15 protein-coding genes are annotated in these 21,966 nt (G+C 68.4%); 5 read left to right on the top strand and 10 right to left on the bottom strand.

Going from position 1 to position 21,966, the window contains the following annotated elements:
* Nucleotides 1-176 precede the first annotated feature (176 nt).
* Entirely contained in the window at nucleotides 177-1,190 is a 1,014-nt protein-coding gene (locus OG496_RS44870) for an Lrp/AsnC family transcriptional regulator (RefSeq protein ID WP_405974943.1), read from the bottom strand.
* Nucleotides 1,191-1,298: 108 nt separating this feature from the next.
* Between OG496_RS44870 and OG496_RS44865 the strand changes: the two genes are divergently transcribed.
* The gene (locus OG496_RS44865) at nucleotides 1,299-2,810 is read left to right on the top strand and encodes an MFS transporter (protein ID WP_405974942.1); all 1,512 of its coding nucleotides are present in this window, start codon (nucleotides 1,299-1,301) and stop codon (nucleotides 2,808-2,810) included.
* Nucleotides 2,811-3,050: 240 nt separating this feature from the next.
* Nucleotides 3,051-4,877 carry an AMP-dependent synthetase/ligase gene (locus OG496_RS44860; protein ID WP_366493656.1) on the top strand — a complete coding sequence of 609 codons (1,827 nt, stop codon included), beginning with the start codon at nucleotides 3,051-3,053 and terminating at the stop codon, nucleotides 4,875-4,877.
* A gap of 12 nt (nucleotides 4,878-4,889) precedes the next feature.
* Here OG496_RS44860 and OG496_RS44855 read toward each other — a convergent pair whose 3' ends face one another.
* The 5 genes from OG496_RS44855 to OG496_RS44835 are packed head-to-tail and all read right to left on the bottom strand — an operon-like array spanning nucleotide 4,890 to nucleotide 13,549.
* Nucleotides 4,890-6,956, bottom strand: coding sequence for a PQQ-dependent sugar dehydrogenase (locus OG496_RS44855; protein ID WP_405974941.1), 2,067 nt, complete (start codon nucleotides 6,954-6,956; stop codon nucleotides 4,890-4,892).
* Entirely contained in the window at nucleotides 6,953-8,323 is a 1,371-nt protein-coding gene (locus OG496_RS44850; protein WP_405974940.1) for a glycoside hydrolase family 27 protein, read from the bottom strand. The genes OG496_RS44855 and OG496_RS44850 overlap by 4 nt, the downstream gene beginning before the upstream one ends.
* Nucleotides 8,320-11,568, bottom strand: coding sequence for a glycosyl hydrolase family 28 protein (locus OG496_RS44845; RefSeq protein ID WP_405974939.1), 3,249 nt, complete (start codon nucleotides 11,566-11,568; stop codon nucleotides 8,320-8,322). Before OG496_RS44845 ends, OG496_RS44850 begins: the two co-directional genes overlap by 4 nt.
* A 12-nt stretch (nucleotides 11,569-11,580) precedes the next feature.
* Nucleotides 11,581-12,369 (bottom strand): Tat pathway signal sequence domain protein, encoded by a 789-nt coding sequence (locus tag OG496_RS44840; protein WP_405974938.1) that lies wholly within the window; start codon nucleotides 12,367-12,369, stop codon nucleotides 11,581-11,583.
* 4 nt (nucleotides 12,370-12,373) lie between these two features.
* Nucleotides 12,374-13,549, bottom strand: a complete 1,176-nt coding sequence (locus OG496_RS44835) for a glycoside hydrolase family 105 protein (RefSeq protein ID WP_405974937.1) — start codon at nucleotides 13,547-13,549, stop codon at nucleotides 12,374-12,376.
* Between the two features lie 555 nt (nucleotides 13,550-14,104).
* Here OG496_RS44835 and OG496_RS44830 point away from each other — a divergent pair.
* Nucleotides 14,105-14,941 (top strand): aldo/keto reductase, encoded by an 837-nt coding sequence (locus OG496_RS44830; RefSeq protein ID WP_405974936.1) that lies wholly within the window; start codon nucleotides 14,105-14,107, stop codon nucleotides 14,939-14,941.
* Between the two features lie 208 nt (nucleotides 14,942-15,149).
* Nucleotides 15,150-15,842, top strand: coding sequence for a glycoside hydrolase family 75 protein (locus OG496_RS44825; RefSeq protein WP_366493664.1), 693 nt, complete (start codon nucleotides 15,150-15,152; stop codon nucleotides 15,840-15,842).
* 56 nt (nucleotides 15,843-15,898) lie between these two features.
* Here OG496_RS44825 and OG496_RS44820 read toward each other — a convergent pair whose 3' ends face one another.
* Entirely contained in the window at nucleotides 15,899-16,603 is a 705-nt protein-coding gene (locus tag OG496_RS44820) for an SDR family oxidoreductase (protein WP_405974935.1), read from the bottom strand.
* Nucleotides 16,604-16,704: 101 nt separating this feature from the next.
* Entirely contained in the window at nucleotides 16,705-17,637 is a 933-nt protein-coding gene (locus OG496_RS44815) for a class I SAM-dependent methyltransferase (RefSeq protein WP_405974934.1), read from the bottom strand.
* Between the two features lie 124 nt (nucleotides 17,638-17,761).
* On the opposite strand from OG496_RS44815, the gene OG496_RS44810 reads away from it, so the two are divergent.
* Nucleotides 17,762-18,547 (top strand): phytanoyl-CoA dioxygenase family protein, encoded by a 786-nt coding sequence (locus tag OG496_RS44810; protein ID WP_405974933.1) that lies wholly within the window; start codon nucleotides 17,762-17,764, stop codon nucleotides 18,545-18,547.
* Nucleotides 18,548-18,638: 91 nt separating this feature from the next.
* Here the strand turns inward: OG496_RS44810 and OG496_RS44805 are convergent, their stop codons facing one another.
* Nucleotides 18,639-20,351, bottom strand: coding sequence for a glycoside hydrolase family 6 protein (locus OG496_RS44805; RefSeq protein WP_366493668.1), 1,713 nt, complete (start codon nucleotides 20,349-20,351; stop codon nucleotides 18,639-18,641).
* A gap of 65 nt (nucleotides 20,352-20,416) precedes the next feature.
* Entirely contained in the window at nucleotides 20,417-21,898 is a 1,482-nt protein-coding gene (locus tag OG496_RS44800) for a cellulase family glycosylhydrolase (RefSeq protein WP_405974932.1), read from the bottom strand.
* Nucleotides 21,899-21,966 lie beyond the last annotated feature (68 nt).

Genomic DNA, 21,966 nt, shown 5'->3' with positions numbered 1-21,966 from the left:
GTGAGCGTTTTGGGTCTTCAATTCGATATTCCCTTCACGGGGTTCACCGGAAGGACTTCCGAAGACTATTTCCAAAGGATCTTTCGGGAAATCCCTGCGGCATCGGTTTGGACGAGCCACATTCGATCGCCGAACACTGTGATTCCCATCTCCGGGTGCTTGGTTTTGCGCATGATTTATCTTGAACTTACTTTGAGGGAGGGCGAGTTGAGCGGGAGCGTCCGATACGTCAGCTGTTTGACCCGGCGCAGGAACGGGCTCGCCTCCACATGCCGGATCCCGTCAAGGCGCCCCAAAGGCCCACTGAGGTAGTCGTACAGTCCCGCCGTGTCCTTCACGACCGCGGTCACGACGATGTTGGACGGGCCGGCCGTCGCGGAGGCGTACGCGACCTCGTCGTGCGCGGCCAGCGCCTCGCCGACCGAGTGCAGCGCGGCCGGGGTCGCCGTGATCCACAGAACCGCCGCACGCGCGTACCCGAACACCTCCGAGTCGTACTCGACGTCGATGTACACCGCCCCGGACCCGATCAGTGCGGCGAGTCGGCGTTTGACGGCGGACTCGGAGCGCCCGGTGGCGCGCTGGAGTTCGGGGTAGGTGGCGCGGCCGTCGCGTTCGAGGACGGCGATCAGGGCCTCGTCCTCCGGCTCGATGCGGGCGGGGCCGGGCGCGGACGCCGGTTCGGGGAGGAGGGCGGCGATCTGGTCGTCGGCGAGCACCTTGAAGCGGCGCAGCCAACCCGTCGGGCCGCCGTAGAAGCGGTGGAGCAGTTGGTGGGCGCGGATGTCGAGGACGCTGGGGGTGCGCGGGAGTTTGCCGAGCAGGAGGTCGTCGTAGTCGCCGGGGCTGCGGGGGCGGGTCAGGCAGACGATCTCGGTGCCGCCGGACGCGAGGCCGATCCAGGCGGTGTCGGGGCGTTTGGCGAGCGCGTCGGCGATGTTGAGGGCGTTGTCGGGGGCGCTGCGCAGGCGGAGCATCCACTGGTCCTGGCCCAGGAGTTCGGGGTCCCTGATCGCGACGACCCTCAGACCGGCCTCGGCGGTGAGCCGGCGGAAGCGGCGGGCGATCGTCTGGTCGGAGACACCGAGGACGGCGCCGAGGCGGCTGAAGGAGGCCCGGCCGTTGAGCTCCAGCGCGGTCAGCAGTTGCAGGTCGAGCTGGTCGAGGATGTCGGATTCCATCTCCAGCATGGCTGCTCCTGTCGGATTCCTGCGGTGAGGTGTCCGACTCCGCGTTGATCGTCCGGACGGAGCCCATCGTACGGAGAACTGCACAACCCGGACAGGGGAGTTGAGGACATGCGTACATGGGGGCCGCTCACGGCGGTGTGCCTGGGCACGTTCATGTTGTTGCTGGACGTGACGATCGTGGTCGTCGCGCTGCCGGACATGGCGCGGTCGTTGCACGCGTCGTTGAGTGATCTGCAGTGGGTGGTCGACGGGTACGCGCTGGCATTGGCCGCGCTGTTGTTGGGAGTCGGTGCCGCCGCCGACATTCTGGGGCGGCGGCGGGTGCATGTGGTGGGTGTCGTGCTGTTCGCGGCGGCGTCGTTGTTGTGCGGGCTGGCGGGCGGGCCGGGTGCGCTCGTGGCCGCTCGGGCCGTGCAGGGGGTGGGGGCGGCGGCGATGCTCGCCACGACGTTGCCGTTGCTCGGTTCCGTCTATCAGGGGCGGCAGCGGTCGGTGGCGCTCGGGGTGTGGGGTGCGGTCAGCGGTGGGGCCGCGGCGGTCGGGCCGGTGCTGGGCGGGGTGCTCACCGAGGGGCCGGGCTGGCGGTGGATCTTCTTCGTGAACCTGCCGGTGAGCGTGGTCGCGGTGTGGCTGACGCTGCAGGTGGTGCCGGAGTCAAGGGGGCCGCGCGGGATGCGGATCGACTGGCTGGGGACGGTCGCGTTCGCGGGGTTCGCGGGCGGGGTGACGTATGCGGTGGTGCGGGCCGGCGAGGACGGCTGGGGTGCGTCGGTGACGCTCGGGTCGTTCGCGGTCGCGGCCCTCGCGCTGGTCTGCTTCGTGCTGGTGGAGCGGCGGGTGGCGCATCCGCTGCTCGACCTGGCGCTGCTGCGCAAGCCCGCCTTCGTGGGGGTGATGGCGGGGGCGCTCGCCTTCAACGGGGTGGCGTTCGGCGGGATGCCGTATCTGTCGATCTGGCTGCAGACGCTGCTGGGGATGAGCCCGGTGCGCGGCGGTCTTACGCTGCTGCCGTTGACGGGGGCGGCGGTCGTGGTGTCGGTCCTCGCCGGGAAGCTGTTGCACGGGGTGCCGGCCCGGCTGACCATCGGCGGCGGGCTGCTGCTGATCGGCACGGGCTGCTTCTGCCAGGCCGTCCTCGGCGCCGGTTCGGACTGGACGACACTGGTGCCGGGGCTCGTCCTGGTGGGCGTCGGCACGGGTCTGGTGGCGCCCGGGATCGCGGGGGCGGCCCTCGCGGCGGTGCCGGCCGAGCGCGCCGGCATGGCGGGCGGCGCCGTGAATACCGTACGCCAGTTGGGGTATGCACTCGGCGTCGCCGTGTCGGGGACCGTACTCACCTCGCGGATGCGGGACACGCTCCCGGATGACGCGGCGCACACGCTGGCCGGCGGCGGGGCCGGGGCGCTGCGCGGGACGTTCCCGGAACACGCGCTGCGGGCCGCGTTCGCGTCGGGGCTCGACTCGGCGCTCGTGACGGCCGGCTTCGTCGGGACGGCGGCGGGCGCGCTGGTGCTCGCCCTGGTCAGGGCCGGTCACGCGGAGCGGTCCGGTGGGACGGCGGAAGGGACGGAATCCGTCGCACGGACGCCGGCCGGGGAGGAGAAGGCGTCGCCCCGGTGACGTCGTGTGACCGGACGCCAGGGGTAATCGGGTCGTACAGATTCAGTGGAGATTACGGGCCCGAAACCTACGGAACCGTAAGGATTTCTGTCCGACCCTTCCCCTTGTGAGGGCATTTTCCGTCGCTGACCAGTGCGGACGTGAACACCGCTCGATTTCCCACCCCCTCCCGCCCTTCCGCCCGGTGGGGTAGCTTTCACGGCGCTGTAGGGGAGTGCCAACAGGAGCGGGGAGCGGGGTTTGCGCGAGTACAACAACCCTCCGTTGGCGTTGGCACCGCCGGTGGGCGGTCTGGCCGACGTCGTCTTCGAGCGTGCCCAGGAAGACCCCCTCCACGTCTCCCTCGGCCGCAAGGACGAGCAGGACGAGTGGCGGGACGTGACCGCCGCCGAGTTCCGCGACGAGGTCCTCGCCCTCGCCAAGGGCCTGCTCGCGCAGGGCATCCGCTTCGGCGACCGGGTCGCGATCATGTCCCGTACCCGCTACGAGTGGACGCTGTTCGACTTCGCGCTGTGGACGATCGGCGCCCAGGTGGTGCCGATCTACCCGACGTCGTCGGCCGAGCAGTGCTTCTGGATGCTGCACGACGCGCAGGTCTCGGCGGCGATGGTCGAGCACGAGGACCACGCGATGACCATCGCCACCGTCATCGACCGGCTCCCCGCGCTGCACCAGCTGTGGCAGCTCGACACGGGCGCCGTGCAGGCGTTGTACGACGCCGGCGCGCACATCGAGGACGAGGTGGTGCACAGGCACCGCCAGGCCGTCACCCCGGACTCGACCGCGACGATCATCTACACCTCGGGGACCACGGGCAGGCCCAAGGGCTGTGTCATCTCGCACGGCAACTTCATGTACGAGGCGGACACCGTCATCGACACCTGGGAGTCCGTCTTCCACTCGAAGAAGGGCGAGGAGGTGGCGACCCTGCTGTTCCTGCCGCTCGCGCACGTCTTCGGGCGGATGGTGGAGGTCGCGGCGATCCGCGGCGGCGTCCGCTTCGGCCACCAACCGCAGCTGAACGCGGCCGCCCTGCTGCCCGACCTGGTCGCGTTCAAGCCGACGTTCATCCTCGCCGTGCCGTACATCTTCGAGAAGGTCTTCAACGCGGCCCGCCGCAAGGCCGAGAAGGACGGCAAGGCCGGGCCGTTCGAGAAGGCCGTCGAGATCGCGGTGAAGTACGCGGACGCGATCGAGGCCAAGGCCTGGGGCACCGGCCCCGGCCCGTCCGCGGGCCTGCGCATGCAGCACCAGCTCTTCGACAAACTCGTCTACTCCAAGGTGCGGGCCGCCATGGGCGGCCGGATCCGCAACGCCATGTCCGGCGGGTCGGCCATGGACCGCCGCCTCGGACTGTTCTTCGCGGGCGCGGGCGTCCAGATCTACGAGGGCTACGGCCTCACCGAGTCGACGGCCGCCGCGACCGCCAACCCGCCCGACCGCACCCGCTACGGCACGGTCGGCCAGGCCATCCCCGGTGTCACCGTGCACATCGCGGACGACGGCGAGATCTGGCTGAACGGCCCCAACGTCTTCCAGGGCTACCTCAACAACCAGAAGGCCACCGACGAGACCCTGCACGACGGCTGGCTCGCCACCGGTGACCTGGGTTCCCTCGACGAGGACGGCTATCTCACGATCACCGGGCGCAAGAAGGAGATCCTGGTGACCTCCGGCGGCAAGAGCGTCGCGCCCGGGCTTCTTGAGGAGCGGGTGCGGGACCATCCGCTGGTCTCGCAGTGCATCGTCGTCGGCAACGACCGCCCCTACATCGCCGCGCTCGTCACCCTCGACCACGAGGCCGTCGAGCACTGGCTCACCATGCGCGGCAAGCCGCAGATGTCCCCGGCCCAGTTGGTGCGGGACGCCGACCTGGAGACCGAGGTGCGGCGCGCGGTCGTAGCCGCCAACACCCTGGTCTCGCAGGCCGAGTCGATCCGCACCTTCCGGATACTGGCCCAGCCGTTCACCGAGGAACACGGTCTGCTGACCCCGTCCCTGAAGCTGAAGCGCAAGGCCATCGAGAACACGTACTCCAACGAGGTCGAGGCGCTGTACCGGGCCTGAACTCCCGCTGCCCTAGCCGATGTTCACACGCAAGAGCTTGTCGGAGCCGTCGGGCTGGTTGCCGTTGTTGTCGCAGTTGGTGGTCGACAGCCACAGCTGGTCGGCGCCGGGGACCTTGGTGACCGTGCGCAGGCGTCCGTACGTTCCGACGTAGTACGCCGTCGGGGTGCCGACGCTCTCGTTGTCACCGTTGATGGGGACGCGCCACAGGCGTTCGCCGCGCAGGGATGCCATGTAGACGACGTTCCGGACGATCGCGATACCGCTGGGCGAGGCTTCGTCGACGTTCCAGGTGGCCTTGGGGTTGGTCATCCCGGCGACGCTGCAACTCCCTTCACAGGTGGGCCAGCCGTAATTGGCGCCCGGCTTGATGAGGTTGAGTTCGTCCTTCGAACTGTTGCCGAACTCCGCTTCCCACAGACGGCCGTTGCGGTCGAAGGCGAGACCCTGCGGGTTGCGATGGCCGTACGAGTACACGTAGTTGCCGAACGGGTTGCCGGGGGCCGGCTTGCCGTCCGTCGTCATGCGCAGGATCTTGCCGTTGAGGGAGGTCTTGTCCTGGGCGAGGTCGGGTGTCTGGGCCTCACCGGTGGAGACGTAGAGGTAGCCGTCGGGTCCGAAGGCGAGGCGTCCGCCGTTGTGGTAGCGGTTCTTCTTGATGCCCTGGAGGAGGACCGTGTAGCCGGTGAGGGTGGTGCCGTTGTACGTCATGCGGACGACGCGGTTGCCCTCGGACGCGGTGTGCATGAAGTAGACGTAGTGGTTGGTGGCCCACTTCGGGTCGACGGCGACGCCGAGGAGGCCGCCCTCGCCGTTGGTGGTGACCGCGTTGGGCACGGTGCCCACCTGGGTGCGGGTGCCGTCCTTGGTCGTCTTCCAGACCCGGAAGTCGTCCCGCTCGGTGACGAGGGCGCTCTGGCCGTCGGGCATCCAGTAGGTGCCCCACGGGATCGTCCAGCCGGTGGAGAGCGTGGCGATGGAGGACGGGACGCCGCCTTCGGTGGCGCAGGCCTTCGTGGTGAAGGTGACTGTGTTGCTCGGCTCGGAGAGGTTGCCTGCCGCGTCACGCGCTACGACGTTCAGCGAGTACGGGCTGTCGCAGGCGAGGCCGGTGAGGGTGGCCGAGGTGCCGGTGGTGACCGTCTTGTAGACGGTGTCCCCGCTGCGGATGTCGTATGCGACAACCGATCGGTCGTCGGTGGACGCGCCCCAGGCGAGGTCGACCGTATTCGATGTGCTGTCGACCGCGGACAAAGTACCGGGCTTGGTGGGCGGGGTGGTGTCGGAGCTGGGTTTCGTCGTGCAGTCGACGACCGGGCTCGCCGCCGAGGTGTTCCCGGCCGCGTCCCGGGCGATGACGGTCAGGTCGTAGGTGGTGTTCGGGGCGAGCCCGGTGAGCGCCTTGCTGGTCGAACTCCCGGGCGCCTCACCGATCTTGTTGCCGTGCTCGTAGAGGTCGTACGCCGTGACGCCCACGTTGTCGGTCGAGGCACCCCACGTCAGCGTGAGGCCGTCCTCGCCGATGTCCGAGCAACTCGGCTGGCCGGGACGGGTCGGGGCCTGGCCGTCGGACGCGGTCCCGACGCTGATCCGGTCGAGGTTGGGGCCGCCGTTCGCGGTGGTCGCGGTGGCCCGGATCTTGTCGGTGCCGGCGGTCAGCGGGACGTTCACGGTCTTCGTCGCCCAGGTGTTCCAGTCGGCGGTGGCCGGGAAGGAGACGGCGGACGCGACGACCGTGCCGTTGACGGAGATGTCCAACGGGCGGTCGGTGGCGGTGCCGTTGGCGTAACGCAGGGCGACCGACGCGGTGGCGGCGGCGGTGGCGCTCACTGTGAACTCCACATACGAACCAGTGACGTTGGTGTAGTCGACGAAGCCGGTGCCCGTGTACCCGGTGTGGTTGGTGGCCACGGTGCCCTGGACGACGGTGGCGTCCTCGGCCTGGTAGTCGGTGCTCGCCGCGTGCGCGGTGCTGCCGGTGAGTCCGGCGAGCGGCACGGCGAGGACCAGCGTGAGGGCGAGGGAGAGGATCGGCGAGAGGCCTCGCGTGCCCCGCGCCGGTGTGCTGTCGCGTTTCATGAGTGCCCCCTCAGGGTGCCGTCGACAGGGTTCACACGGATCAGGCGGGTCTCGCCCGGCCGTAGCGTCGCGCTGTACGAGTCCGCGATGGTGCCCTTGTGGGAGCCGGACCAGAGGTCGGAGACGTCGCCGGAGCCGGTGAAGCCGACCTGTGACCAGTTCACGGAGACGGTCGCGCTGCCGGACGTACCGGTGTTGAACAGGGCGACCACGTAGGCGCCGTCGCTCTCGCGTTTGCTCCAGACCTGCTTCACGCCGCTGTTCACCACGCGTTTCGCGGCGACGCCGTCCTGATCGACGCCGATGAGGCGGTCGTTGGTGAGCATCGCCTTGTCGACGGGGTCGAGGTGGGTGACGTCGGTGCCGAGCAGCAGCGGGGAGCCGGCCATCGCCCACAGGGTGAAGTGCGAGCGCCGCTGGTCGGCCGTGAGGCCCACCTGGTCGCCGTTGCCGACCTCAAGGGAGTCCAGGTCGTTCCAGCCACCCGGCCCGGCATACGGCTGCCAGGACGCCGCGGTGTTGAAGCGTGCGGAGACGTGGGACCAGTCGGTGAGGGGGTAGCCGCTGCCGTTGGCGCCGGGTCCGCAGTAGCACTCGACGTCGCCCTGGGTGCGCCAACTGTTCGCCAGCGAACGCCAGGTGGCGGCGTCGGCGATCGGAAGGTTGTTGGAGAGGGCGAAGTTGACGGTCCGTCCGCTCGCGCGCAGCGCCTTGTCCCAGGCCTGGACGTCCGGGATGTCGGCGCTGCCCACGCCGTCGATCTTCAGGTAGTCGACGCCCCAGGAAGCGAACTGCTTGGCCCACGAGTTCACGAACTCCTGGGCGCCCGGCTTCCCGTAGTCGATGTAGTACATGTTCTTGCAGTTGTAGTTCTTCTCGGTCCTGGTCGTGTCCGCGATGTCCTTCGCGTGGTACGAGGTGCCCTCGATCGGGGTGTTCGCGGTGACCGCGTTCTTGGCGATGCCCGGGGTGACGTAGAAGCCGAACTTCAGCCCCTTGGAGTGGATGTAGTCGGCCAACTCCTTGATTCCGGACGGGAACTTGGCCGTGTCGACGGCCCAGCGGCCGTAGGAGTCGACGGTGAAGCCGTTGGCGTCGCACTTCTGCCAGAAGTCGTCGAGGTTGACGTACACGAAGCCATGGTTCTTGAGGCCGCTCGACACCAGGGCGTCGGCCTGGGCCTTGATCTTGGCCTCGGTGGGGGTACGGCGGACGTAGCTCCAGCTGCTCCAGCCCATGGCGGGGCGGGTGGACTGGCCGTTGTCGGAGGCCGCAGCCGAGGTCGGGCCGCTCAGAAGGGGAAGCGCGGAGGCGGCCAGCAGCCCGGCGAGCGCGGCCACGAACGGTCTGGGTCCGATGTGTGTCATGACGATCCCCCGGGGGTCGCGTAGGAGGTGCCGATCCACGCCTCGTCGATCCGCAGCCTCTTGTAGCGGGTGGTGTCGGTGGACGCGGCCCAGGTGGAGTCGACTTCGAGGCGGACGTAGCGGGCGTTGGCCGCGGTGAGATCAATCCCCTGGATTCCGCGGCGACTTGGGAGCTGCCCGGTCTTGACGGCGCTCCCCCAGTTCGTGCCGTCGTTGCTCAGGAACACCTTGTAGTCCTTGATGCGCGCCGACTGTTCGGTGTCGGAGCGGGCGTAAGCTACGGAGTCCTCGCGCTGGTTGAGGCCGATGTACTGCGCCCTCTTCGAACTGCCCAGGTCGAAGGTGAGGTTGACCGGCAGGGTCTTGTCGTTGTCCCAGTAGGTGAGGTAACTCCCGTCTCCGGCCGCCGAACCCGCGTGCCCGCTCGCCGAGGCGCTTGCGCTCACGGTGACGCCGGACAGGACGCCCTGGCGGCCGGCGGTCGTGACCTTGAAGACGGTGTCGTACGGGTCCCAGCCGCCGAGACCGCTGAGCGTGAGCACGCCGCCGGACTGGGACCACGAAATCGCCGCTCCGGTACGGAGGTTGGTGACGGAGGCGATGCGGTAGCCGTTGTCGCGGATGCGCAGGGTGCTGGTGCTGGGCGGGGTCAGCACGTGGACGTACTGGAGGTTCGGGTCGGTCCGGCTGATCGTCGTCACGCCGTGGGCGCCGTCGTTCCAGAAGCCGGGTTTGAGCCCGCCGTACATGTAGCCGCCGCCCTCGGTGCCGTGCAGGGATTCCCAGATGGGGTCGAGGTAGGAGTCGGTGAAGGTGTTGAAGGCGGCCTGGTTCGCCGGGAATCTGCCGTTGACCTGGGCGGTCTCGGCCATCAGCGCCTTGACCGAGGAGCCGGCGTTGGTGACGAGACGGCCGAGGGTGAGGGCGCGGTCGACGGTCGGGTCGGAGCCGTCGTACCACCAGGCGCCGGTCGACGGGAGTTTGAAGTCGGCTTCCGTCAGGCGGGGTTGTGCGGTGTATACAGCCTGCGGGTAATCGTATGCAGGCGACATTCCCGTCTTCTGCTCATTGCTGATCATGTCCATGATCGGCGTGTCTTCGTTGTTGTTGCTGAGCGTGTAGTTCGGGCGCCTCTGGTAGATCTGCTGGTAGAGGTCGTGGCTCTCCCAGTACGCGTTGTCGTTGTCGATCCAGAAGCCGCCGAGGTCGGGATAACGGTCCATGACCTCGAAGAAGTTGTCGTAGCTGAACTGCCCGAAGCCGTCCCGGGTGGTCAGGTCGACGTTCTTCCCCTTGTAGGCCGAGTAAGCCGCCGAGTCGAGCCACTCGTGACCGCCCTCGTCGTGCCACTGCGGGTCGTCGGTCATGTAGAGGACGACCTTCATGCCCTTGGCCTTGGCCGCCGTGATCAGTTCACCGAGGAAGTCCCGCTTGGTGGAGCAGGAGCCGGGGATCTTGGAGGGCCAGGGGCGGGCGTAGCCGAGGCGACTGTGGAATGTAGCCAGTACGAGGTATTGCGTATGCAGTTTCTGAGCCTCGTTCACCCAGTAGTCCGGCGTCCAGCCGCCGTTCGTGACATCGCTCTCCCAGCCGGTGCAACTGGTGTGGGCGGGCGCGGTGCGCAGACCCCAGTGCAGGAAGAGGCCGCCGACGGAGTGACGGAGGAAGTCCTGGCGGGGGTTCTCCAGGTCGAGGGGCCGGGCGGCAGTGGTACCGCAGTTCTCCGTCGACCCCGTGCCCGACACCCGTGGCGCGCCGCCGCCGCTCACGCAGTAGCCGTCGACGCCCTGGAAGCCCATGTCGTACGGCGAGTTGGAGCCGCGCTGGGCGGTGAAGCCGGTGAATCGGATGCCGCTCGCCGCGTTGGCGACGACCGCCGGCCGTCCGTCGTTCGCCGCGAACTTCACGGAGCTGTCGGTGAATTGGACGTTGTCGGCGTTGTGGAGGTACCAGCCGTAGGCCGGCCGGGTGCCGATGGCCTTCGGGTTGTAGTCCTTGGGGTCGTTGCTCGGCACGCCGGTGGCCATCGTGCCGTTGCCGCCGGGGACGGTGATGTCGACGTTCGTGAACGTGATCCCGTTGATCCGGTGGCCGGTCTCGCCCCACAGAGTCGGGCTGAACGAGGGGCTGTTGCCGGTGGCCGTGATGTTGTCGTAGGTGACGTCGCTGATCGAGCCGACGCCCGGACTGTTGCCGCAGCGTTTGCGGGTGCCGATCTTCTCCATGATCGGTGAGTGGACGCCGGTCATGGTGATGTCGCGGTAGTGGACGTCGGAGATCTTCGCGCCGTCCATGGAGACCATGCCGAGGCCTGATTTGTCGGCGCCCTCGATCCGGATCTTCTCGAACCGGTAGTCCGAGAAGTCGCCGCAGGTCTCGGAGCCGAACATCAGCGCGTTGCAGCACTTGGCCGACAGATATGAATCACTCACCCGCACATGGCCGTTGGGGAGTTTGGCGCCGAGCGCGTAGTCGCTCTTGAAGACGAGTGCGTCGTCGTTCGCCTTGATGCTGGCGTTGGTCACGGTGACGTTCGTCGTGGAGATGATGTTCCAGCCGTCGCGGTCGCTCGCGGTGTCGATGGTCAGACGGTCCGAGATGACGTTCGTGCAGCCGTTGACGAGGGCGGCGAAGTGGCCGCCCCGGCGCAGGGTGAGCCCGTCACCGATGCGGAGCCCGTCGCAGCGCGTCAGCGACAGGATCTTGTCGGCCTCCCCCGACTTGGGGTTGCCGGTGATCAGGTTGCCGAGTCCGTCGATGACTCCGCCGCCGACGAAGCCGATGTTGGTGAGCCGGTCGCCGTAGATCATCGCGTCGTGGAAGTGGCTGTGGCCGTAGTCCTGGTACTGGTCGTACGGGTTGGTCTCGGCCGCGTCGTAGGTGTCCGCCGACGAGCCCTGGATCGTTGCGCCGGAGTCCACTTGGAGCGTCACGTTGCTCTTCATGTGGATGGTGTTCTTGGACTTGTAGGTGCCGGCGGGGAAGCGGACCGTGCCGCCGCCGGCCGAATTGGCCGCTGTGATGGCCTTGTTAACGGCCGGGGTGTCGTTGGCGGAGCCGTCGCCCTTGGCGCCGTAGTCGCGGACGTCGTAGACGCTGGCGTGCGGTGCGGAAGGCGAGGACGTCGCGGGATGCGCCGCCGCTAGGGCCGAGGGGTGGGCGAGGCCGAGAACGACGGCGAACGCGAAGAACACGCTCGCCGCCCAACTGCGGTGGTACAGGGGCGATTTCATGGGGGGTTTCATGGATCGGTCTCCTCACACGAGCTGGTAGCCGCGGAGATCGGTGAGCAGGAGGTAGGTGTCCTGCAGGGACCCGGAGGTGTCGCCGAGGGAGCGGTAGATGCCCCACTTGGGGCGCATCCGGTCGGCCAGGAAGGTGTCGACGCCGGTCTTCGTCCTGTCGATCACGGTCGTGGAACCGGACTTGAGGATCCAGCGGACCGAACCGGCCGTGCCGTCGCCGACCTTGATCTGGAAGTCGACGTCGGTCCACCGGTCGTGGAGCGGATCGAGGTCGGTACGGCCGACCAGGACACCGGCGATCGGCAGGTTCAACTCGATGGTCTGCACGCCGTTCACGCGTCGCAGCGACTGCACGACGATCGGCGAGGTGCCGTTGCCGGGCTGCTTCATCTGCATGATGTGGGTGAAGGTGGTGGTCGCCTTCAGGGAGCTGGGGATGTACATCGAGTACGTGATCCGCCAGGTCTGCCCCTGGGTCCACTTGAGGTATCCGCTGCTGCCGGTGCGCAGACCGGTGACCTCCTGGCGCTGCCGGTCGGTCGACGTGTCGCGGTCGACGGTATGCATGGTGAAGCGCCAGTTGTCTCCGGTGGCGTAGATGTGCGGGTGCCCGGCCGGGTGCGAGTCGGCGCGGTCGTCCTCGACGGTCTCGAAGGCGCCGAGGCCGTCGCCGGTCGCGGTCGGCGCCCACTTCTGCTGCCAGGAGGCGGCGTGCGCGGGGGCGGCGGCCGAGAGGCCCACCGCGGCACCGGCCGCTCCGCTCACGGCGGCCCCGAGAAGGACCCTTCTGGACGTGCTCATGACACTAATCACCTCGCAGTTGTTCGTTCATGATCAGGAAGGCGCCCAGTCCGTGGAAGTCGTTCACGGCCCGGGTGCGGGCGACGTAGTACGCGTAGTCGCCGACGTTCGTGCCGATGGAGATGTCGGTGAGGTCGGTGCGGCCGTCGGTGCCGACCGAGAGTTGCGCGAGGACGCCCGCGTAGCCGCGCCGGGCGACGTCGGCGAAGTGCCGGTCCAGGTAGCCCTGTTGGGCGCCCCGTGAGAGGGCGTAGGTGAACATGCTGGAGCAGGACGTCTCGGTCCAGTCGTCGCTGCGGGCACCCTTGTCCATGACCTGGAACCAGCGGCCGGTCGCCGGGTCCTGGTACTTCTCCAGTCCGGCCGCCAACCGGCGGAAGATGCCGAGGAGTTGGGGCCGTCGCGGATGGTCGGCGGGGAGTGCGTCGAGGACGTTCGTGATGGCCATCGCGTACCAGCCGACCGCGCGGCACCAGTGTTCCGGCGCGAGTCCGGTCCCGGGGTCGGCCCAGGTCGCGGTGCGCGACTCGTCGTAGGCGTGCTTCAACAGGCCGTTCGCGACCTGGAGATGAGTGCCGTAGACGTACAACTGCTTGGACGCCTCGTCGTTCGTGTAGGCACTGTCGCCGAACTCCTTGCCGTACTCGACGAGGAACGGGTTCACCATGTAGACGCCGTCCGCCCAGAGTTGATGGGCGCGGCTGCTGCTGTCGGCGTGCCAGAAGCCGCCGTCGCTCATGCGCGGGTAGGTGTCGAGGCGGTCGCGGATCTTCTTGGCGGCCTTGCGGTAGCGGTCCTGGCCGGTCTCGTGGTACAGGATCACCAGGAGGCGGCCGGCCTGCATGCTGTCGAGGCTGTCGAAGGACTGGCCGATCGAGCCGTCGCTCTTCACGAAACGGTCGACGTAGCTCTTGATGTAGGTCAGGTAGCGGGCGTCGTGGGTCCGCTTGTAGGTGAGGTACTGGCCGTAGAGGTAGAGGCCGACCGGGTACGACCAGCCGCCGATGGTGCTCGGTGTGTAGCGGGCCGTGGTGGAGTCGACCACGGCCACGGACCAGTCGGGCGCGGCGGCCGGGCGGCTCGCCGCCGCCACCGTTTCGAGCGGCGGGGCCGCTCCGGTCAGGGTGGCGGTGGCGAGGGCTGCCGCGGTCAGGGCCGTTCGCAGGCGTCGGCGTCTCATGTTCCTCCCTTTGGCGTCGGGTCGGTTCGAGTGGAGCGTGCGGGTTCGCCGGCGCGGGCCCGGTGCCCGGGATCACCGCGCCGGCCGTCATCACTATTGACCGACCGATCAGTCGGTCCGAGTGAAGAAGCACCCGCTCGCCGTCGCCGGTCCGTTCGGTGTGCGGGCCCGTGGTCGACGAGGCCTTCACCACACCTTTTCATCCGATGTTTCCTGCATACGATGCGCTGCCTACAGGATCCGGGGCAGCGTCTGCTCGTGTATGCATACCTGCTCTCCTGAGGATTGGGGGGTCTCGGAGTCCAAACAGGTGCCGAAGTTCACATGGGGGTACCGCGTTCACGGACGCGTCCGACGGCGTGCTTCAGCGTTGCGGCACGAAGGTCCGCGGTCAATGGTCCGGACCGAAAAAGGTCGGATGCATTTCCCGCCAATCTTCAGTGGACGGCGCCGACTCGCTGGTGAGTCCGGACGGATTTCGCGGTCAGGAATGCGGCACGGCCCGTGATCGTTGACGATATGAGTACCACCCGACGACTGAAGGATCGAGAGCTCGTGAGCAGCAAGGTCCCCCCGATCATCCTCAACAACGGTGTCGAGATGCCCCAGCTGGGCTTCGGCGTCTGGCAGGTGCCGGACGACGAGGCGGAGCGGGCGGTGGCCACGGCGCTGGAGGCCGGGTACCGCAGCATCGACACAGCCGCGATCTACGGCAACGAAGAGGGCACCGGAAAGGCCATCGCCGCGTCCGGCGTCCCGCGCGAGGACCTCTTCGTCACCACCAAGCTCTGGAACAGCGACCAGGGATACGACGCCACGCTGCGTGCCTTCGACGTCTCGTTGGAGAAGCTCGGCCTGGAGTACCTGGATCTGTATCTGATCCACTGGCCGACGCCGGCCCGCGACAAGTACATCGACAGCTACAAGGCGTTCGAGAAGCTGTACGCGGACGGCCGCGTGCGCGCCATCGGCGTCTCCAACTTCGAACCCGACCACCTGGCCCGGCTGATCGAGCAGACCTCGGTCATCCCGGTGGTCGACCAGATCGAGCTGCACCCGCAGTTCCAGCAGCGCGCGGGGCGCGAGTACCAGGCGGAGCAGGGCATCGCGACCGAGGCCTGGTCGCCGCTCGGTTCGGGCAAGGGCCTCCTGGAGGTCCCGGCGATCGTCGCCATCGCCCAGAAGCACGGCCGCACCCCGGCCCAGGTCGTCCTGCGCTGGCACATCCAGCTGGGCAACGTGGTGATCCCCAAGTCCGTGACGCCGTCGCGGATCAAGGAGAACATCGAGGTCTTCGACTTCAGCCTGGACACCGAGGACCTCGCGGCCATCAGCGCGCTGAACGAGGACCGGCGACTGGGTCCCGACCCGTCGACGTTCAACGCGGCCTGAAACCAAGGCACATGGCCTGAACCCCAGGCAGTGCGAGCGCCCCGGAGCCTTGTGGCTCCGGGGCGCTTCGTCTTTCCGTTTCCGTGACGACGGCTTTCGCGCCCGCGGCCCACTTGGTTCGTACCAGGGTCTTGACGCGAGCATGCTGATGGGTCCACCTTGTTGCGCACCTGGTAAGGAAACTTTCCTAACAGAAGGGTCCCCCACAGTGCGCATGCGAACACTGACCCTCGCCGCGGCCTCAGGTGCCGCCCTGCTCGCCGCCGGAGTGCTCCCCGCGAGTGCCTCCGGCGCCACTCCCAAGTCGGCTCAGGAGGGCTCGGTCAGCGCGGCCGACCTGCTCTCCAAGGTGACGTCCTGCTCGCAGATATCGAACGGCAAGTACCGCACGGACGACGAGACTTCGGCCACCATCCCGGTCTGCGGCAAGAACGGCGCCGTGTTCTGGAAGGCCGACATGGACATCGACTGTGACGGCCAACGCACCTCCAACTGCAACGAGAACGCCGACCCCTGGTACCAGGACGACACAGCGTTCCACCAGTCCAACGGCCAGCCCCTGAAGGCGGATTCACTGCCGTACATCGTGGTGCCCAGCTCCAGCAGCATCTGGAAGTACTCCAGCTACGGCATCAAGGGCGGCGGCGTGGTCGCCGTCGTCTACAACAACAAGGTCGAGTACGCGGTCGTCGGCGACACCGGCCCCACCAACATCATCGGTGAGGCCTCGTACGCCACGGCCAAGGCCCTCGGCATCGACCCCGACCCGGCGACCGGCGGCGCCGACTCCGGCGTGACGTACATCCTGTTCAAGAACTCGACGGTCTCCCCCATCGAGAGCCACAGCGCGGCGGTCTCCCTGGGCGACCAGCTGGCGAAGCAGTTCCTGGCGAGCAACTGACGTACGTATGGGGCCCGTTGCCGCTTTCCCCAGCGGCAACGGGCCCCATACGTCTGTCAGTTGGGCTGCCCGATCGGCCGTACGACGACGGTGTTGATGTCGACGCCGGCGGGCTGGCGGATCGCCCAGAGGATCGTGTCGGCGATCTGGTCGGCGGTGAGGAGATGACCGGGCGGCAGGCTGCCGTTGCCGTCCCAGAACGGGGTCTCCACCCGGCCCGGGGCGACCAGCGTCACCCCGATGCCGAACTCCGTGACCTCGCGCCGGGTGTTCTCGGCGAGACCGGTCATCGCCCACTTGGTCGCGCCGTAGATGTTGCCGGGGGTGTGCACGAACCCGGCGACACTGCCGATCAGCACGATCCGGCCGTGCGTCTGCTTCAGCGCGTCGACGGACGCCCGGATCAGCAGGGCGGGACCGAGGACGTTGGTCAGCACCATCTCGGTCCACCCGGCGGGGTCGCCCTCGGCGACCGAGTCGTGCGTGGCGATCCCGGCGTTGGCGACGACCGCGTCGAGCCGCCCGAACTGTTTGAGCGTCGTCTCGACGGCGGCCTGCACCTCGTCGTACTCGGCGGCACTACCGGGGATCGTCAACAGGCCCTCGGGGTTGCCCAGTTGGGCGGCGAAGTCGTACAGGCGCTGCTCGCTGCGACCGGTGACGGTCACCCGGCCTCCGGCGCTGAGGAGTTGACGGGCGACGGCGGCGCCGATCCCGCTGCCGCCGCCGGTTATGAGCGCGACGTGAGAGTTGTCGTTCATGGTGATGGTCCCCCCGTGGGTCGGTGAACTCCGCGCAGTCTGAGGGGCAGTTCATCACCTTGAGCACTCTCGAAGTCAAGCCGTCGAGATCACGGGCTGTCTCAGCCGGCCCGCACCGCCGTGTGCACGGTGTGCGCGGCGAGCACGAACACGTCGGCGCGCTGATGCACACTCGCCGGGTACTGCGGGTCGACGAGCCGGTCGAGGGCGGCCCGGTCGTCGGCGTCCATCGCCTCGCCGTAGGTGTCACGCACCCGGGTCAGCCAGGTCGCGACGTAGGCGCGGACGCGGTCCGGGGCCGGGGCGGGCAGGTCGAGGAGGAAGCTGCGGCTGCCGGTGTGCTTCAGACCGACCGCGGTCAGGAGGGCGGGCCAGTCCTCGGTCTCGGTGACGGCGCCGGGGAGGTCGGCACGCATCTGCGCGAACCACTCGGCCTCGATCGCGTCGATCCGCGCCTCCAGTCCCGGGCGGCCGATGCCGAAGTCACGGGGCAGGAACCGGGAGGGCAGGCCGCCCTCCATGATCGCGAGGGTGCCACCGGGCGCGAGCCGCTCCGCGAACGCGGCGAGACCGGCCCGCTGGTCACCGAGGTGATGCAGACTGCGGCTGGCCCACAGGAGGTCGGCCGGGTACTCCAACTGCCCCAGAACCTCGGGCAGTTCGCCGGTCAGCGTGCTGAAACGATCGCCGAAGCCCTGCCGGTCGGCGCGGGCGCGGGCCCGCTCCAGGAGCGGTTCGGAACCGTCCACCGCGACGACCCGGGCACCCGGGAACGTCTCCGCGAACAGACACGCGACCACACCGGGCCCGCTGCCCACGTCGACGATCAGCCCCGGATCGGTCCGCTCCTTCGCGAGCCACGCCATGGCCCGCTCGTACAGCGGCGCGAACAGCTCCGCCTGGGACTCCAGCAGGGGGCCCATGACGGCCCAGTCGAGGGCGGTGTGGTCGTGGTGGTGGCGGTCCTTGCCGGGCGTGTGGCCGTGTTCCTGCCCCGGCGTGTGGTCGTGCTCGTGATCGTGTTCGTGCGCCATGGTGGTCACCCTCTCGTCCGCGTGCCGCCAGCCTGCGCCGACGCACCGTCCGGCGGCCAGTTCCGTTGCCGAAGCGGCAAAAAATGAGGTGCGGAACAGGTCGTCCGTCGCCGAGCATGCCCGTATGGACGACACGGCCGACGTGATGGTGGAACGCTTCCTCGAAGACGGGTTCGTGAAGATCGAGGGCGCCTTCCCAGCGCGGGTCGCCGAGCACTGCGCTCGGCTGCTCTGGCGGGAGACGAGCTACGACGCGGAGGACCCCGGCACCTGGAAGGACCCCGTGGTGTGGGTGAGCGACATGGCCCAGGGACCGTTCGCCGCCTCGGTCAACTCCCCTGTCCTGCATGAGGCGTTCGACCTCCTGGTGGGCGCCGGCCGGTGGCAGTCCCGGTACTCGGTGGGCAGTTTTCCGCTGCGCTTCCCGCACCCGACGGAGCCGGACGACGCCGGCTGGCACATCGAGGGCAGCTACGCGGCGGAGAGCGCGGAGAACGAGTGGCCGTACGCGAATCTGGCCTCGCGCGGCCGCGCCCTGCTGATGCTGATGCTCTACACCGAGGTCACCGAGCAGAACGCGCCGACGCGCATCCGGGTCGGCTCCCACCTCGACGTCCCGCGCGTCCTCGAACCGTACGGCGAGAAGGGCGCCTCCTCACTGACCCTCGGCCCGAAGGTGGCCGAGGCATCCGCCGGACGCCCCCTCGCGTACGCCACCGGCCGGCCCGGCGATGTCTACCTCTGTCACCCCTTCCTGGTCCACGCGGCCCAGCCCCACCACGGCGACCGCCCCCGCTTCATGGGCCAGCCGCCGCTGATGCCGGCGGTGCCCTACGAGCTGGAGCGGTCGGACGGCGACTATTCGGCGGTGGAGTTCGCGATCCGCCGGGGTCTGGCCCGGGAGGGCTGACCCCGGCGGGGCCCGCATCGGTGGGGGCGGTGTGGCTGTATGCCATAGGCGATGCGGTAGGCGATTTCCGTATCCGAATCCGGTATGCGATCTACAGGGGCGGGTACGCGTTCGCCATCAGCTGCTGGAACTGCGCCGAGAACCAGTGTCCCGACAGCGGAGCGTTCGGCAGCGCACCCGACATGTTGTTCCCGTTGCGCGCGTTCCCCGTGTACGTCGGGTCGCACATCCGGTCGAAGCCCTTGCCCTCGTCGTTCGCGATGGCCGTGCTGGACCCGTCCGACTCACCCGGCGGCTTCATCCACACATACGCGTCGATCCCGGTGGCGGGAGCGGCCTGCGGTCGCTCGCCCAGACCCGCACCGGACTGGTTGCACCAGTTCCCGACCTGGATCCGCCGGTCGTAGCGTCCGCCGTCAACGTAGGTGTCCACACTGGTGGTTGCGCCCGGCCCGGTGGGCCTGGCCGAACCGCCCCAGCCGTTCCGTGACGTGTCGATCAGCATGCCGATACCGGAGTTGAAGCCCACGGACACCAACTGGTTGCGGAACGCCTGGGCGTACGACTGCTCGTCCACGTAGCGGTTCCAGTCGACCCACTTGGACTGGCGCACGGAGACGCCGTTGACGCTGTCGTTGATGGTGAAGTTGTTCTCCTTCAGGGCGCTGTAGTTGGCCGTGTTGGTGATGAAGCCGGCCACGTCGTTCACGGTCGCGCCCTCGGCGTTCGCGGCCTGGTAGAAGAGGTTCGCGGAGGGGGCGAAGTTGTCGTCCCAGCCGAGCCAGCCGTGGTGTCCGGCGTCGATGTAGTTGTAGACGTTGGGGATCGCGCCGAGCTTGTTCAGCGCGTAGCCGACGCCCTTCACGTAGTTGCCGTTGGCGAGCATCGTGTCGCACTGCGGGGTCGCGGTGGCCTTGCTGCCGGTGTTGGTCACGAGGTTGGGCAGCGAGTCGATCTCGATCGTGGTGACGATCCGCAGCGAGGCGTACTTGCTGTCGGCGAGGATCGCGGCGATCGGGTCGATGAACTCGCTCTCGTAGCGGCCGATTTCGGTCGGGCCGAGCTCACCGTTCGAGGCCAGGGCCGCGCAGTCGCGCCCGGGGAGGTCGTAGACGACGAGCTGGACGACCTCTTCGCCGGTGCCCTTCTGGGCGAGCGCCGCGTCGAGGTGGGCGCGCAGGCCCATCCCGCCGTTGACGCCGTTGATGGCGGCGATGCGGTCGAGCCAGACGCCGGTGGGCTGACTGGAGACGCGGCTGCCGCCGGTCTCGGCCGCGGCCTTCGCGGACCACTCCGGGTTCACGTACACCTTGGCGCCCGCGTACGGGTTGTCGACCCGCCCGCTGGGATCGGTGCCGCCGCCCCCTCCCCCGCCACTGCCGTCGTCGACGTTGCAGGTCACGCCGTCGAGGGTGAAGGTCGTCGGGACCGCGTTGCTGCCGCTGTAGGAGGCGTTGAAGCCGAAGCTGACCGAACTCCCGGTCCCCAGGCTCCCGTTGTAGGTCTCGTTGGCCGCCGTGACGGCGGTCCCGCTCTGGCTGATCTTCGCGTTCCAGCCGCTGGTGATCTGCTGGTTACCGGCGTACGACCACTTCGCGGCCCAACTGGACTTCGCGGCCCCGTTGTTGGTGATCGTGACGGCCGCGGTGAAGCCGGTGTCCCACTGGTTCTGCACCTTGTAGTCGACGCTGCAGGGGATGGCGGCGATGCCGGCGTCCGCCGAGGGAGCGGCGGCGACCGCCGTCCCCGAGGCCCCGGCGACGAGCACCAAGGCAGCGAGCAACGCTGTTCTGGTACGGCTCATGAGTGCGGGTTTCCTTGTCTGTGAAGGAAGTTGGTTGCGGGTGCTGTCGGTTTGGTCGGGGGCGCCTATCCGTTGAGGGCGCGCAGATGGTCGCGCAGCCCGATGCCGTACGCGGTGGGCGTACCGGCGTAGTCGGAGATCAGGGACGGACCCGCGGAACAGTCCCAGGTGTTCCAGGTCCAGCCGAGATACGAGAGCCCGCGGTCGTCGAACCACTTCATGACCTGGTCGACGAAGGCGTGCGAGCAGGTGTTCTCGCCCATCTCCCCTGCCACGAGCGGCACTTGGGCCGCGACGGGGGCGAGTGTGGAGTTCCAGCAGCTCTCGCTCGCGCAGGTGTTGAAGTTGTACACGTGGTACGCGGCGACGAGATTGCCCGTCGGATCGGTGGGCTTGTAGGTCAGCCACTGGCTCAGGTCGTTCGAGTACGCGAGCCCGCCGGCCATGATCACGTTCGTGGCGCCGGTGGACCGTACGGCGTCGACGAGATCCTGCATACCGGCGACTTCATACCCGATGCCGGGGCAGGTGCCGCCGTCGCGCCAGCACTGCCACGCCTGGGTGGTCGTGGAGGTGGCACGGTCCGGATACGGCTCGTTGAACAGGTCGAACGCGACGGCCTGGTCGTCCTTGAAGGTGCTGGCGACCGAGGACCAGAACGACGGGCTGTACTGCGCGTCCGGCATCGGCTTCTGGCAGGTGGCGTGCACGTCGGAGCAGCCCGCCGAGTTGCCGGTGTACTGGCCGTAGGTCCAGTGCAGTTCGACGATCGGTGTCATGCCGTGCGCCTCGACCTTCGCCACCAGGTCCTTGACGGCGGCGATGTAGTTGGCGCCCGCGTACTCGGGCTTGATGTTCGAAAGGCCCAGCCAGCACTCCTCGTTGAGGGGAATGCGGACCACGTTCGCCTTCCAGTCGGCGATCGCCGCGACGGCCGCGTCGTCCACCGGGCCGTCCCAAATGCCGTAGCCCTGCACGCACATGAACTCGCCGCCGGACCGGTTGACGCCGAGCAGACGGCGGTTGGTGCCGTCGGCGTCCACGAGCTTGTTCCCGGAGACGTGCAGTGCGGGTGCGGTGCCGTTGGTCGGTGGTGAGGTCGGAGGCGGCGACGTGGGTGGCGTCGGCTCCGAATCCACGTTGCAGGTCGTGCCGTTGAGCTTGAACGCGGACGGTACGGCGTTGCTCCCCGACCAGTTGGCGAGGAACCCGGCGCTGATGCTCGCGCCGGTGCCGAGCGAGCCGTTCCAGCTCTCGTTGGCGGCGGTGACCGTCGTGCCGGACTGGGACCACTTGGCGTTCCAGCCCTGGGTGACCTTCTGGCCGCCGGCGAAGTCGAAGCTCAGGCTCCAACTGCTCACCCGTGCCATGTTGTTGGTGATCTGCACTGCGCCTTGGAAGCCGGTGTCCCACTGGCTGGTGACCGAGTACTCCACCGTGCACGCGGGAGTGGCGCCGGACGCCGTGACCGCCGGAACGATCATGGCCCCGACAAGGGCGGTCGCGCCTGCCACGGCTAAAAGCATTGAACGCGGGGGGTGTCGCATGAGCGAGTCCTTGCAGCTCGGACGCGTCGTACGGACGCGTCGACTGACGGATTCGCTCCCACTGGTGT

The organism is Streptomyces sp. NBC_00988 (assembly GCF_045162645.1).
Classification (GTDB): Bacteria; Actinomycetota; Actinomycetes; order Streptomycetales; family Streptomycetaceae; genus Streptomyces.
Note: the sequence above shows the minus strand (reverse complement) of the source record. Positions and strands in the feature narration are given on the sequence as shown.